Origin of the sequence: Serratia sp. 22264 (assembly GCF_052045345.1) — a bacterium.
Taxonomy (GTDB): Bacteria; Pseudomonadota; Gammaproteobacteria; order Enterobacterales; family Enterobacteriaceae; genus Serratia; species Serratia plymuthica.
This window is the reverse complement of record NZ_JBQEOY010000009.1, coordinates 1-13,923: the sequence shown is the minus strand read 5'-3', so window position 1 is coordinate 13,923 and position 13,923 is coordinate 1. Positions and strand designations below refer to the sequence as shown.

13 protein-coding genes and 1 tRNA gene are annotated in these 13,923 nt (G+C 52.0%); 5 read left to right on the top strand and 9 right to left on the bottom strand.

What is annotated here, in order from left to right; genetic code table 11:
* Window positions 1–5: 5 nt before the first annotated feature.
* The 4 genes from ACTJJ1_RS22825 to ACTJJ1_RS22810 are packed head-to-tail and all read left to right on the top strand — an operon-like array spanning window position 6 to window position 4,169.
* Complete coding sequence (locus ACTJJ1_RS22825; protein ID WP_440835457.1) at window positions 6–1,661, top strand: Wzy polymerase domain-containing protein; 1,656 nt, start codon at window positions 6–8, stop codon at window positions 1,659–1,661.
* A complete protein-coding gene (locus tag ACTJJ1_RS22820; RefSeq protein ID WP_440835455.1) occupies window positions 1,658–2,320 on the top strand; it encodes a helix-turn-helix transcriptional regulator in 663 nt (220 codons plus the stop codon). Before ACTJJ1_RS22825 ends, ACTJJ1_RS22820 begins: the two co-directional genes overlap by 4 nt.
* Complete coding sequence (locus tag ACTJJ1_RS22815; protein ID WP_440835454.1) at window positions 2,317–2,796, top strand: hypothetical protein; 480 nt, start codon at window positions 2,317–2,319, stop codon at window positions 2,794–2,796. Before ACTJJ1_RS22820 ends, ACTJJ1_RS22815 begins: the two co-directional genes overlap by 4 nt.
* On the top strand, window positions 2,793–4,169 hold the full coding sequence (locus tag ACTJJ1_RS22810) for an FKBP-type peptidyl-prolyl cis-trans isomerase N-terminal domain-containing protein (RefSeq protein WP_440835452.1): 1,377 nt from the start codon (window positions 2,793–2,795) through the stop codon (window positions 4,167–4,169). Before ACTJJ1_RS22815 ends, ACTJJ1_RS22810 begins: the two co-directional genes overlap by 4 nt.
* A gap of 454 nt (window positions 4,170–4,623) precedes the next feature.
* Here the strand turns inward: ACTJJ1_RS22810 and ACTJJ1_RS22805 are convergent, their stop codons facing one another.
* The 7 genes from ACTJJ1_RS22805 to ACTJJ1_RS22775 form a co-directional block, all read right to left on the bottom strand.
* The gene (locus ACTJJ1_RS22805; RefSeq protein WP_440835450.1) at window positions 4,624–4,998 is read right to left on the bottom strand and encodes a winged helix-turn-helix domain-containing protein; all 375 of its coding nucleotides are present in this window, start codon (window positions 4,996–4,998) and stop codon (window positions 4,624–4,626) included.
* Between the two features lie 484 nt (window positions 4,999–5,482).
* Window positions 5,483–5,923, bottom strand: a complete 441-nt coding sequence (locus ACTJJ1_RS22800; protein WP_440835448.1) for a hypothetical protein — start codon at window positions 5,921–5,923, stop codon at window positions 5,483–5,485.
* Window positions 5,907–6,710, bottom strand: coding sequence for a winged helix-turn-helix domain-containing protein (locus ACTJJ1_RS22795; RefSeq protein WP_440835446.1), 804 nt, complete (start codon window positions 6,708–6,710; stop codon window positions 5,907–5,909). The genes ACTJJ1_RS22800 and ACTJJ1_RS22795 overlap by 17 nt, the downstream gene beginning before the upstream one ends.
* Window positions 6,711–7,419: 709 nt before the next feature.
* On the bottom strand, window positions 7,420–7,860 hold the full coding sequence (locus tag ACTJJ1_RS22790; RefSeq protein WP_440835444.1) for a hypothetical protein: 441 nt from the start codon (window positions 7,858–7,860) through the stop codon (window positions 7,420–7,422).
* A gap of 231 nt (window positions 7,861–8,091) precedes the next feature.
* Window positions 8,092–8,186, bottom strand: a tRNA-Sec gene (locus ACTJJ1_RS22785).
* Window positions 8,187–8,288: 102 nt separating this feature from the next.
* On the bottom strand, window positions 8,289–9,635 hold the full coding sequence (locus ACTJJ1_RS22780) for an esterase-like activity of phytase family protein (RefSeq protein WP_440835442.1): 1,347 nt from the start codon (window positions 9,633–9,635) through the stop codon (window positions 8,289–8,291).
* A 76-nt stretch (window positions 9,636–9,711) separates the two neighbouring features.
* Window positions 9,712–10,911, bottom strand: a complete 1,200-nt coding sequence (locus ACTJJ1_RS22775; protein ID WP_440835440.1) for a cyanate transporter — start codon at window positions 10,909–10,911, stop codon at window positions 9,712–9,714.
* Between the two features lie 126 nt (window positions 10,912–11,037).
* Here ACTJJ1_RS22775 and ACTJJ1_RS22770 point away from each other — a divergent pair, with 126 nt between their 5' ends.
* Window positions 11,038–11,892 (top strand): LysR family transcriptional regulator, encoded by an 855-nt coding sequence (locus ACTJJ1_RS22770; protein ID WP_006322935.1) that lies wholly within the window; start codon window positions 11,038–11,040, stop codon window positions 11,890–11,892.
* A gap of 53 nt (window positions 11,893–11,945) precedes the next feature.
* Here ACTJJ1_RS22770 and xylR read toward each other — a convergent pair whose 3' ends face one another.
* The gene (gene xylR / locus ACTJJ1_RS22765) at window positions 11,946–13,124 is read right to left on the bottom strand and encodes a D-xylose utilization transcriptional activator XylR (protein WP_004950728.1); all 1,179 of its coding nucleotides are present in this window, start codon (window positions 13,122–13,124) and stop codon (window positions 11,946–11,948) included.
* Between the two features lie 221 nt (window positions 13,125–13,345).
* A partial coding sequence (locus ACTJJ1_RS22760) for an ABC transporter permease subunit (protein ID WP_440835437.1) occupies window positions 13,346–13,923 on the bottom strand: 578 nt, incomplete at its 5' end.

The window sequence follows — 13,923 nt, the reverse complement described above, 5'->3', positions numbered from 1 at the left end:
TAATATTGGCCTTCTATGTCAATATTCTGATATGTCTGGGGCTGTGCCTGGGGTTGTTTGGTTTTTGGTTTCGGCGTGCCGCAAATCATCGCGCGATTTTAGTCTCGCCCGCCTTGGCCTATTTTACTGCGGGGGTTGTGGTATTAGCCCTCCCACTGGCATATACCACAGACATGCGAGTTACGAGTGCCGCCTGGCGGGTTGGCGGTACCGTACTTGGACTATTTTGGTTTGTTTCGTGCCTGCAAATACACTGGCGCCGATCTACGGTGCTTGCGGCGCTCTATGGCTTACTCTTTTTGGTTGCCGTGCAGGCCATTATTGCCGGACAGCAGTGGCTTATGCCTGATAATGCCTGGGTCCCTCTCTATGGCAAGCGGGTCTACGGCTCATTCTTTCAGCCGAACGTCCTCGCCAGCTTTATTGCCACCGGCGTTACCCTGCCCCTTGCATTGCTGCTGCTCCCCGGGCTGGCCTCAAAACGCGCCGGAAATGAGCAAGCACGCCAGTGCGGCTTGCTCATGCTACTGGCGATGCTTTCTGCCGTTCTGATTTGCATTCAGTCTCGGGCTGGTTGGTTGGGTGGCATCGCCGCAGTATTGCTCCTTTTTCGTTTTGGTCGTCTCAATTCGCCACGAACGGTCCGTGCCGTTGCAGCACTGACCGTGGGTGTCTTCCTGGGGGGTACATTGCTGCTCTGGGGGCAATCCCTCATTCCTCTGGTCGACCACGCTCACAGCAACCTGTCTCGCTGGACCATGCTACGCGATACGCTAGCCATGATTGCTGACAGACCCTGGCAGGGATGGGGGTATGGAGGGTTCGAGTATGATTTTCAGCACTTTCGCGTTTCCCAGGCTTCACCCACCCAAGTGACCGAAATTGCTCGCCATCCACATAACGAAATATTGCTGTGGGCCGTTGAGGGTGGCCTGATGGGGCTAACTGGCATGACGCTGGTTCTTATCGGCATAGGGACCATTGTCAGGCAGGCGATAAAACGGGACCGTTCTGCTCTAAGGGCCGGTCATCGCATGGCCGGAGTGACGACAGCGCTGAGTATTGCCGCACTGCCCATGGCTATCCATAGTCTGCTGGAGTTTCCGTTCTACCTCTCGACGCTGCATTTCGTCATTTTCCTGCTTATGCTCGCCATGGCGGACCGCCTCAGCGCAACAAAGGCAACCCTAAACCCCTTGCCGAACATCTCGAGCAGAATACTGAACCGGACCCTGACGGTTCTGGCGCTGGGCATTACCGTGCTGGCCAGCTTTACCCTTAAGGGGGCGGTGACTCTCACGCAAGTGGAAAGATTTGGCATGGAAGATGTCGCCCCCTTAAAAACGTTGCCCTCTCTGACTCGTCAACTGCTTCAGGAACGTATTACCTTTGATGAGCAGGTCGGTGCCCTGATGACCTACAACCGGACGCGTGATGAACATCTACTGGAAGACTACAGCCAGTGGGCACAAACCTACCTGCAACAACGCATCGACAAGAACGTTTACGCCAACCTAATCCCCATATTACTGCACCAGAAACACCGAGCAACTGCAGAGCGTTATCGCCGTGAGGCGGCATTGTTTTTCCCGACCGATATTCGTTTCTCCCCCCCTTCAGTCGGTAGCACTGCAACGCACAATAACCAGGAAAGTCGATGAAAAAAAACCACGTCAATATCTTTATACAAGACCCCAATCAATATTTTGCACAGGGCCTCAGTGCCTTGTTACAAATTGAGGAATTGTGTAGGGACACAACAGTCACCTTTTTAACTCATCAGAATCGCTATCTGGCCGACCTGATAATAGTAACGGATGATCCCTCCACTTTCTTCAAGGCCTATTCGACAGCAATGATGAATGCCCGGCGAAATGTACTTCTGATCCAGGATAACCCCCGATACCGGGCAGTTTCACCACTGTACCGGGCCAGCATCATCAAACGCCGCGACAGCATAAACACCGTGCGGCAGTTAATTGAGACGGCATTCAAAAAACACAATGACAGCACCACCGATGATGCTCTGTGCAGAAATCCATCTCTAACATTCAGGGAAGGTCAAATTTTAACCGCTATAGCGCAAGGACTGCAGCCTAACCGTATAGCCAGGCAACTCGGAGTGCACTCCAAAACGGTGAGCTCCCATAAATGTGCCGCCATGCGCAAGTTGGGGTTCTCTCGTAATCACGAATTGTATCTCTGGCTGTGCAACCAGAATGGTCTGCCGCAAAGCCTCATCGAGGCCCAAACGCTGCCCCCTCCTCGGAAGAGTAACGCCAATCAAGCCACGCCTCGGAAACGAGAGATCTCAGCATGATAAATAAAGAAAAAACCTACTCAGCAGGATGCGCACCAAGAATGAACAAATCGGTCAATCACACAATTCGTATGGGCATCGTGTACCTCATTGTCCTCGGCTCTGTAGCCTGCCAAACGCAAAAATCAGGCAAGCCAACCACCAAGGACCCTGCCGCCACAGAACAAAACATCACCGAAGATGCCCAGCTCAAACACCGTGAGATAGAGCGATTAACTCTGTGCCAAGAGCAATTAGGCGCGTTGATTAAAATTAATCCAAAACAGCATCAGCAGTACAAACAGGCCTTCGACAACCTGATGAACGGTGCCTCACAGTATGCGAGTCTGCGCGTCCAAGTGAACAACAATACCCAGGAAACGGTGGATGCTCTATATCGTTACAAGATCAACTACCTGTGTGCCAGTCTCAGCCAAGCCGTGTTGACCGGCCTGGCTGAGCGAGCGGAGCAGGTTAAAGAGGAACCGGTGAAATGAGTCAACGAAAATGGCTGTTCACCCAAGGTTACACTGCATTAGCAGCCCTTATGATAACCGGCAGCGTCTCGGCGGATGACGGTGTGCCTGCCTTATTACAGTTTGCCGAACAATATCAACAACAGGTGCTTGAAAAACCGGCAACCACAGAAAAAGCGCCCACGTCAGGTGTCGCCGTATCGACGAAAAATCCGACACAGCCCACCCGCAGGCCGGAGAAACAGAGCGCCGTAACCCCGCAGGGTAAACCCAGTACGCAACATCAATCGCTGCTAGCCAGTAAACAGCAACTTGCACGGCAATACATCGAACTGGAAACACTTCGTAAGGAAGTTAGCGCGTTACGGGCAGAAAAAATCTTACTTCCCGCTGTTATCCCCCCCAAATTGCCTGACCTGCAACCGTTGAAACAATGGGTCGTCAGTCTGGGAAAGGCCTGGCGTGGATCACCCGATGCACAACGAACTACCGCCCTGCTTCGCGAGGCGGTACTACAGACAGATCGGGCACAAAAAGCGGCAGCCCAGGCCAACGAACAGATCAAGAGTCTCAACGTTGCAGCGCAAAAGGCCGAAGGTGAACGTGAAAAACTGCAGCAGGAGACTGAAAATACGTTACAGGCCTTGCGCGCAACGCTACTGGACAATGAACAGAAATTGGCCAAGCAGAAGGAGGTAACAAACCAGGCACAAACGGAATTGGCCGCGTTGCGTAAACGGACTTCATGGAATATGACACCAGAGCAACTGGCGCAGGAGAAAACCCGTCTATCCTACGCCGCGGGTTCAACGCTGGGTCAGGATATTCAGGCAATGATAGTTGAGCGCCAAGAATGGGGAGTCCCCGTGGAGCGGGATGCCTTGCTGGCCGGCGTTATCGACAGCGTATCGGGGCACTTGCAGCTGCCGCAGGAGCAACTGGCCCAATTAATGGTAAAAACCGATGCCACCGCCAGTGCGGCGCGTGATAAACGACTTCATGCACAAGCGATTCGCGATGACGACTATCTCGCTAAGTTTAAAAAAATGAAAGGTGCAACCCTTTCTCCAATGGGGTTCTGGTATCGAGTCGATTATGCCGGCGACAGTGAACTTGCAAAGGATGCAGTCATTGACGTGGTGGTGAAAGAAACCTTGACCGACAACACCGTCATTCAGGACATGGATCTTAATGGAAAGGTCTTGTCACAACCGCTTTCAGCGTTTCCACCGCTATTCCAGGAGGCGATAAGTTACCTGCGCAACCACGGTTCACTGACCCTGGTGGTTCCGCCAGCGCTGGCCTATGGGGACACCGGCTATCCGCCTAAGGTGCCGCCCAATGCCACCATGGTCTATACGCTACGTATTGACAATAGCCATGCCCCGAAATAAATCGTTCCGATAAAAATCGGCACGTACCCCGTCAGTAGCACTATCGCTGGCAGGGGGATTCCTTTGCAACAGAAGCGTGGGAAAAAAATATCACAGAACTAAAAACACATCCTTATTTGATCAACGCGTCACGCAACGGCAATGCATGCAAAGAGTTTGCCTGACGTGATTTATTATAATATCTACGGGCTAGAAAATAGCTTCGACCAGGCCATTATATTTTTTCTAAACATCGCGACAACATCAAGTACAGATCATCACATCGACAATACAGACCGCAAGCACTACCGGGATAAAAATAAAGACTCAGCCTACAAGTGAAACATCACATAATTGGGTGTAAACATTGGTCAGATGGAAACAATAAAAACCTAACTTGCGCAAGCTCACACAACATAAGAAAAAGCACACATGTAACTACATTTAATTACAATTAATACAAACCCTCCAAAACCTATAAAATAAAGGGTTGTGTTCGCACATAAACATCACGGTCAAAGTTTTTTTCTTTCATGTCAAAGAAATCACTGTTCAGGCAGAGGCCGAAACCCTTGAGGGTCAGAATAAAATCCGACGGAAATCCATTATCATTTAGAGCGCGCCGCGTTTTGAAAATAAGTTGATTATAACGAGCCTCCATCAAGTCATGGTTCTGCTTGGGCCATATATATTCAATCAGCAACGCCTTTTCATTTATTTTATTCATTAGACAGTATATCAGCAGGGCCTGATTTTTACTCAGAGCAACCACGATATTCTGGCCCTTGAGATGTAGCACCCGAGATTTCATAAGTAACGCATCATTTTCAAAAAAAATATGATTTGGCATAGAACCCCCTCTCGTTTAGAACGTTTCAATAATCCAAGGATGGATACCCAGGATAGTTGCAAGTTGTCTGGGCACATTCACTTACTCGGAATATCCGCAAGCCATGCATCCAGCGCCAAAGCATGAGAGAGGTTACCACTTAAAAACACGATTTGGTTTTATATAATTAATACAACACCATTCATAGATTAATATTCTGCCTTATAGTTTTTTATAGGTTTATATTTCAGACAAATGTAACTCATCGGAAAAGGTTTACAACCGTCGTAAACCTTGGCTGCATTGGCATAGCAGCGTTCATTTTTATCCTGTCACCTGGAGCCAGAATAGCTTGGGCACTGACGGATGATCTCTGCCTGTGACGTTGACCGTGACCAAGAAAATCTGCCGAAACAGGCAGTGCGAAAAACACTCGCGGTGTAGGACATTGCCCATTTTATATGGGTGGCAATTACAATATTCCACTCTATCCAAACTCAAAATATTAATCTTCAGTGCATAGCATCAATGTTTCATTAGGGAGCGTCAGGACAAAGTCCGAAGAATTAAGCGCAGTCACTTTTAACTTTATATCGCGGTATGTTAAAACACGAAATATGGTTTCAAGTTGCGGATTTCGTTCCTTCATATGGATAGAATAGTAATCGCCATTTTTAATATAACTGAAATTCATTATGCCATCGACAGTCTTCGGTGATGAGTTCTTGCATGACCATTCTCCAGAGACAAGAATATAGCCTTCCCCTCCGGAGTGCAGAGATAAAAAAATATCATACACACTCTTTCCCTTGCAATTTTCCACATTACCTAAAGTGTGTAAACGTGCCCAGCAATTAAAGCCTTTATCTTTGTGCATGTTTTTCCAAAAAATGACACAGGCTGTTACAGCGAGAAAAAATACTAAAATTTTAGTTTTTATTTTCATATACACCTTCAACTCTGGAGTAAATGTAATTTTCACAAGGTGCCTTGCTTTTATAAGCACAGTGACCGAGAATATCGAAATAGGCATAATTACCTGACGTATTCCTTTTTTTGTCTGCTGAAAAATAAACATTAGCTTTAATGGCGCAGTTTATTTTCTCATCCTTAACAATGGCATTAATTCTGTTAATCACCTTACTTCTATCAAGTCGGCGGGTCATGTCATCAATAAGATAAAATCGGCATTGCTGGTAACGAAAAATCTCACTCCTTACCGAGTTGAGTCTCAGATTTTCGTGTATATAGGCGGTAACGCCGGCAGTGAGTAAAACTAAAAAAAAGGTCGCTATCTTAATTTTTTTGGATGAAAAAAAATCGATCCCAATCCCCTTATCTCCATGACCTAATGGCGGGGTGAGGGATTGATTATCTTCAGTAACGGCAGGGGAGGTCGCAGAAGGAGCGATATATATAATATCTGCTTCAAATAAAAAACCATGCTTTGGAATTGTCGAAATAACACCAGGGCAACCGCATTGTGCCAGTGCCTTTCTCAGCATAGAGACATAGTTATTGAGGTTATTATTAGATGCGCTCAGGCCTTTTTTTTCCCACAGCTCATTTAATAACTTATCTCGGCTTATCGGAACGCCAACATTTTGGATAAACAACAATAAAAGTTCATTGCTCACTCGGTTAAGTGTGATCATGTCAATACTGTCATCTTGGCAAAACAACGTGCCATCCGATGAGTTAAAACTTACATAATTGTTTATTATGTACTCCATACATTCCCCTTCAAAACTAACGACCACACAACATTATTTAAACAGAGATTATAAAGTCCATTCTATAAGAAAACTCTGCCATACTTTAATATAGTGATCATTTTCGTTGAATGCAAATTATTGTGATTGCATTTATTAAAAAATAAAATAAATTTATAGTAAGGGACTGCATGTAAGCATAAAACTTAGTATATAAAAATCAAAGTGGGATTATTTTAGTTACTTTCAATCCGTCTGAGCAGGAGTGTTCGACGACACTTTCTGTTGTACGCTGTTGTTTAAAACGACAGTCCTGCCGCATTAGTCTAGGTAAACCGGAAAAGCTGCATTCACCTGTTTTTGGGTTGGCACCAGATAAAATTGGTAGTTTAAATCATCAACGCAGCGCTTAATTCGCGAGGTTCAGTTGTACTAAAACACGATCATGAAAATCCAGTTATCATATTGAATTATTTTGTTTTTTATGATTTTTCTAACCAAGGAAAAACGCCTGGGGGCATTGATTACATAGGTATCCATAAAGGGTTCAGCTTGGAAAACAGGAAATATCCAACGCTAAGAACTTTTTATATACATATTTTACGTAAGCTCTCAAAATGAAATTTACGGTTTCATTTTTCACCGGGTAAAACTGGCATTCAGAGAAATACATCAGCAAACCTAAATAATATGATATTGCTGAAGCTAGAGGGTTGGGCTTGATGCTTATTTATATACTAAAATTTCTGCGAATAATATAATTCTCATAAATTATTTTATAAATAAATTGATTAGTTAACGAAAAAACCTTATCTAATTGATGAAAAATATTTTCAATTACAACCAAAATTTTATCAAGTTTAATAAACGAGAGATAGTCGTTGCAGTCAGCCCCAACAGCATCCTTCTCCATAATCATTCGCACAAATACTGTGGTTAGTGTAATATCAAGAACGTCAATATTAAAAATAATTTCAGCCCCCCCATAGTTCTTAATTAAATAAATCATGAGGTTACATAATCTCACTATTAACAGTTCCGTACGCAAAAAATTCTTATTCAAAATATCAGCCAACACATCAACGTTACCGCTGCGTAAAGCCTGGACATATTTTGTAGCTACTTCAATAACATCGTTGTGCTCATTAGTTAATACCGTACTTTGATTCACATCCTGCTCATCATAACTCTAAGTTGGTGATATCAATTATCAGGCTACTGGATTGTGGCTGGGAAGCTGCCGCAATTGATTTTAAGTTGATGTCATTGCCAGGTGAAAGTTACAAATTGGCCGCTTTTATTCTGAGCATAGTATGTCACATGGTATTGAAATCACGAGCGATAGCGAAAACGCCAACATTTACTACCGTCAGTGTTGATGTTGATAAGGAGGGACAAGCATTGGCGGAAGATCACAGGAGTCGAACCTGCCCAGGACCGCTGGCGGCCCCAACCGGATTTGAAGTCCGGCCGCCCCACCGGGGACGAGGATCTTCCTTCGGGAGTCAGAAGCAAGAGGCTGATTATAGCGCAGTTTATCCCTGGCGCTAAGAGGGAAATAGCGGTGGCCCCCGGCAGCGATACCGGAGGCCGGCGGGGTTAAGGCTTCAGCAGATCTTTCACGTCCAGCAGGATAAATTCGTTGTCGTCCGCCACATTCGGCTGGCGGCTGGAAGAGAACGGGAAGTTATTGTCGTTGCCGACGATAATATGGCTACCGTCTACCACATCGACATTCTCGATAGTGAAGAACGGGAAGGTCAGCACGCCGTCGTTCAACGGCTTGCGCGCCAGCTTGTTCGGGTCCTGAATGTTCAGCAGATCGATATACGCCAGCTTTTCCACCGGTTTGCCGACGTTGGCGTCCGAGAAGGCGATTTTATACACCCGTTTGAACTTCGCTACCTGGCTGAAGCAATTGTCGGTCGGCGCACCCGCAGCGCAGGCTTTGTCCGGCGTGCCTTCGCCATTGTCGCGCTCAATCACCAGGCCGTGCGTGGCGTCGATCATATTGAAATCGCCGATGGCGTTCTGGTTGTCTTCCAGTACGTATTGCCAACTACGACCGGTCCAGGCCTGCTGTTTCACGTCAAACTCCAGCACCCGCAAGTAGCGTTTGCCGTCGACGTTTTCAAACTTCTCGCCGTCCCACAGTGCGCCTTCCAGCAGCGGGTAGAGTTTTCTGCCGTCCGGCGATGCCGCCATGCCTTCAAAGCCTTTGGAACGCGCCACCTGGAAGTTCTGTTTGCCGTCCGGTGCGCCCGGCAGGGTCAGCGTCGGGTTGTCCGGCGATTTCACCACCTTGCCGTCCACCTTGGTGTCGAACACCGCCAGCACCTTGCCGTCCAGATCGGCCTTGATCAGGTAAGGACCGAACTCGTCGCCGATCCACAGCGCATTGTCGGCGAACTGGAAGCTCTCCGGGTCGAAATCACTGCCGGTCAGGTAACGTTTTTCGGTGCTTTCATTGATGATATGGAAGGGCACCTTCTGATCCGGATCGTGCAGGAATACCGTCTTCAGCGGCGTGACCGTGCCGGTGCTGAAGTCGATTTTGTAGTGATTAAGATACAGCATGGCGTCCGGCGAGTTGGCCTTGCTGCCAAAGCCGTTGTCAGTCAGCACCCAGTAGGTGCCGTCAGGCATGTGCTTGATGCCGGAATGGCCCTGCAGCGGCTGGCCGTTGATCGGCAGGCCGATGCCGGTCATGCGATCGGCAGATTTACCCGCCACGCTGCCCAATTCGGTGACACGTTTACCGCTGGTGTATTTGCCGCTTTGCCGTAAATCGGTCGGCGCATCCTGTGGCGCGGAGATGCTGGATTTAACCGGCAGCAGCGCATGCCCGGCCAGGATCGCCTGCGCCGGCTGCGCGTCGGCCCACAGGTTGCTGCTTAATGCCATACAGCCGGCTAACAGCGCCAAACGGGTTTTGGTGATGTGCATGTCATGGTTCCCTAATTGTTGTTATCGCCCCGAGGTAAAAGCAACGTCACTATAGGGAGCCGCAATGACAGAAATATTATTCGCGGAATGCCTGCCGGTAGCTGCGCGGATGAAAACGCCCGGTGATGGCGATTAACGCCACAACCAGCAGCGCATGGATTTGCCAGTCCAGCACAAAGCTGCCGCTGTAGTCGCGCAGCAGGCCGGAAAGATATGGCGTCACCCCCGCCAGCAAAAAACCGATGCCCTGCATAAACGCCACTAACCGCCCCGCCGCCGCCGGGTGCAGGATATGATCGAGCGCCAGCACCAGGCACAGCGGGAAGGCCCCACCCAGCCCCAGGCCGGCGATCAGTACCCACAGCCACGGCAGCGTCTGCGGCAGGTAAATCAGGCCGATAAAACCGATCAGTTGCATCACCAGCGCCAACCATAACAGCGGCCGACGATCCTGCGCCCGCGCCACCGCCGGCAGCAACAGCGCGCCAATCACCTGGCCGAAGGTCATCAGCGCCAGCAGCGTTCCGCTGGCCTGCGGCTGCCAGCCAAGCTGCATATAATACGGCGGCAGCCAGGCGATCAGACTGGTATAACCGCCGTTGATCAAACCAAAATAAGCGCCCAACAGCCAGGCGCGGCAGCTGAACAGCAGGTTCGGGCCGGCGGAAGCGCCGGATGGCGCAAGGCGAGCCAACCCACGGCTGACCGGCCACCAGGCGAGCAACGCCATCAGCGCCGGTGCAGCCCACCAAGCCAACGCGCTGTGCCAGTCATGCCCGGCGCTCATCAGCCACGGCGTTATCGCCGCTCCCAGTCCGCCGCCACCCATCAGCGCCGCCGACCACAGCCCGGCCACCAACGCCATCCGCTTGAGAAAGTGATGCTTGATAATCCCGGGCATCACCGCCTGGATCACCCCAATCCCCAGGCCGCCCAGCACCGCGCTCAGCATCAGTTGCGCGCTGCCCGGTGCCAGTTCGCGCCAGGCGGCACCGAGGCCGATCGCCAGCAGGCTCAGCACCACGCTGGTCCGTTCGCTGAACAGGCGGTTGATCGCCCCACCCCCCAGCGCCATCAGCCCCATCATCAGCACCGGCAGGGTGGTCAGCAGCGCAGCGCCGCCAAAGCTCAGCCCGGTGGCCTGCCGCAGCGTCGGCAGCAGCGGGCCAATCGAGGTCAACAAGGGCCGCATATTCAGGCCAATCAGCACCAGCACCCACAGCAGCGGGTTAAGCCCGCGGCGCGGGGTAGCAGGGGAAACGGAATGATTCAACACGGCATAATCCTGGTCTTGCGGGATGAAGAGTGCAGCGTCACAGCCTGTGCGCCACAGCGTTGCGTTACTGTAGGCATCGCCGCTAGTATTGGGAAATTAAATAATGAAATAGCCGGCAGTGGGAAAATGAATCGTTACCCGATGTTCAATCCGCAGTTATTGCTCAGCTTTGTCGCGGTCTGCGACAGCGGCAGCTTCACCCGCGCCGCGGATCGGGTGTTCCTGTCGCAATCGACCGTCAGCCAGCAGGTAAGGCGGCTGGAGGAGATGCTCGGCAAGCCGCTGTTTGAACGTTCATCCCATCAGGTATTGCTGACCGAAGAGGGCGTCAAGCTATTGAGCTATGCGCGGCGGATTATCGCGCTGAATGAAGAGGCGCACGACGCGCTGACCGGCATCTGGCGCGACGGGGTATTGCGGCTGGGGATGCCGGAGGATTTCGCGGCACCGACCACCGAGCTGCTGGCGGAATTCAGCCGTGCGCACCCGCACCTGCGCCTCGACGTCGCCAGCGGCCTGAGCGCCGATCTGCACAGCGCCTACGCCCGTGAAGAGCTGGATCTGATCCTGGTCAAGCAGCGCCGCAGCCAGCCGCCGCGCGCCGCCAGGCCGGAACCGCTGCTGTGGCTCGACAGCCTAGCCTTCCCGGCGATCGAGCAATCCCCGGTGCCGCTGGCAGTGTTCCCGCTCAATGGCCTGTACCGCGAAGAGCTGTGTCAGGCGTTGGATAACCTCGGCAAACGCTGGCGCATCGGCTACAGCAGCGCCAGCCTGGCGGCACTCACCGCCGCCTCCGCCGCCGGGTTGGGCGTCACCCTGTTGCCGGCCGGCTGCCGGTTACCGAGCCACCGGGTGCTGGGCATCGCCGAAGGGTTACCGCCGGTCGGCAGCTTCGAGCTGGCGCTTTACTACCGCGACAGCGCACCCGCCGCCACCCCAGCACTGGCCGAGCGGCTAAGGGCGTTCTGCGGGTTGGTGTGAGAAGAGCGATGTAGCCTGATTAACTACATTTGTAGCCATTATGGCTACACCTCTTAATACCCGGTTTCACCGTGGCGTTCGCGGTATTCTTTGGGCGTTGCGTCATAGCCTTTTTTGAACACCGAATAGAAGTATTGCAACGACGGGTAGCCGCACATCTGCGAGATCTCGTTGATGGTCAGCGAGGTCGCCGTCAGCAGATTACGGGCGCGCTCCAGCTTTTCCTGATGGATCATATGGTGGATGGTTGCGCCGGTCTCGTCCCGAAAGCGTTTTTCCAGGTTGGAGCGCGACATGCCGACCGCATCCAGCACCTGCTCCACCTTGATGCCCTTGCAGGCGTGATGACGGATGTAATGCATGGCCTGAATCACCGCCGGATCGCGCAGCGAGCGGAAATCGGTGGAGCGGCGTTCGATCACCTTCACCGGCGGCACCAGGATGCGTTGCAGCGGCAGTTCGCGGCGGTCCAGCAACTGATGCAGCAGCTTGGCGGCGCGATAACCCATCTGGCGAGTGCCCTGCGCCACCGACGACAGCGCCACCCGCGACAGGTAGCGCGTCAGCTCTTCGTTATCGATACCGATCACGCAGAGTTTCTCCGGCACCGCGATATCCAGGTGCTCGCACACCTGCAGCAAATGGCGCGCCCGCGCGTCGGTCACGGCGATGATGCCGGTCTGTTGCGGCAGGGTCTGCACCCAATCCGCCAGCCGGTTCTGCGCGTACTGCCAGTTCTCCGGCGCGGTGGCCATACCCTGATACACCACACCCTGATATTGCTCCGCCGCCACCCGTTGGCGGAAAGCCTGTTCGCGCTCCTGCGCCCAGCGTTTGCCGCCTTCCGCCGGCAGGCCGTAAAAGGCAAAGCGATTGACCCCCTTCTCCTTCAGGTGCATAAACGCCGCCTCCACCAGCGCCTGATTATCGGTGGCGATATAGTGCACCGGCGGGTAATCCTCTTCACGGTGATAGGAGCCGCCAACGCCGACGATCGGCACATTGACGTTATGCAGCAACCGCTCAATCTCGCGATCGTCGTAATCGGCGATCACCCCATCGCCCAGCCAGTCCTTGATGTTGTCGATACGGCAACGAAAATCCTCTTCGATAAAGATGTCCCAGTCACACTGTGAAGCCTGTAAATACTCGCCGACGCCCTCGACCACCTGGCGGTCATACACCTTATTGGCGTTGAACAGTAACGTAATGCGAAAGCGCTTCGCGAACATGCGGCATCCCCGATAAATAAACTGCTCTCTGGGATAGCATAGCTATCTTCGAGAGCAGAAAGCATTACCTCATAACTGTGAGCTCAAGCGCTATATCCAAAATAATTGGAGTTGTATCAAGGCGGCAAAGGAACTCATTCCGATGAGCTTACTAAAGTAAGTGATTCGGGTGAGTAAGTGCAGCCAACACAGATGCAACTTCAAGTATGAAGGATATATTCTTATGCCCGGCGCTTGGTGGCGGAGTCCATCCACACCGCCAGCAGCAGGATCGCGCCCTTGACGATGTACTGCCAGAAGGTCGGCACGTCCAGCATGCTCATGCCGTTATCCAGCGACGCCATGATAAACGCCCCCATCACCGCGCCGGCTACGCTGCCGATGCCGCCGGCCAGGCTGGTGCCGCCAATCACGCAGGCGGCGATGGCATCCAGCTCGGCGATATTGCCCGCCGACGGCGAGCCGGCGCCCAGCCGCGAACTGAGGATCAACCCGGCAATCGCCACCATCAGGCCATTGATGGCGAACACCGCCAGCTTGGTGCGTTCGACGTTGACCCCCGACAGGCGCGCGGCGTCGATATTGCCGCCAATGGCATAAATCCGGCGGCCAAAAGCGGTGCGGGTAGCCATAAATATCCCCGCCAGCATCAGCGCGGTGAGGATCAGTACCGGCGTAGGTACGCCGCGGTAATCATTGAGCAGATAAATGGCCCCCAGCACCACCACCGCCAGAAGGCTTTGCCGGGTCACGTCGCCGGCCGCGGCGGCCACCGGCAGCCCGAGCTGCGCGCGTCGGC